The organism is Methylobacterium sp. E-065 (assembly GCF_022829605.1).
Lineage (GTDB): Bacteria > Pseudomonadota > Alphaproteobacteria > Rhizobiales > Beijerinckiaceae > Methylobacterium.
The window spans coordinates 1-361 of record NZ_JAKSYD010000299.1; the positions used below are offsets into that span (position 1 = coordinate 1).

The window sequence follows — 361 nt, forward strand, 5'->3', positions numbered from 1 at the left end:
CGGGCCGGTAGGCACCGAGCACGATCAGGCAGGTCTGGCCGAAATTCACATCGCCAGCGAAACCGAAGGGCAGGTCCCAGGCCATGGCTACCACGGCGAAATAATAGGGAATGGTCAGGAGGCGGAGGGTGTAGCCGGAGACAGACCAGGGGAGGGTAGCAGCGAGCGCGACGGCGAGTATAGCGATCGAGAAGCCCGGGATGGTGATGAGCTTCATCGGGATACCGGTGCTGCGCGCTGATCCCTCCCCCGCAGAGGGGGGAGGGGATGCCGTGGAGATCGCGCGGGATCGGCTTGCTTCGATCGGAAAATCCCAGACAAACCATCACCGCCGCCCCAGCAGACCCTGCGGGCGCAGGTA

The 361-nt window shown here is 64.5% G+C and carries 1 pseudogene; it reads right to left on the minus strand.

Annotated features, from left to right (window positions below):
* A pseudogene (locus MKK84_RS34610) lies at positions 1-217 on the minus strand (branched-chain amino acid ABC transporter permease); the annotation flags it as partial.
* Positions 218-361 lie beyond the last annotated feature (144 nt).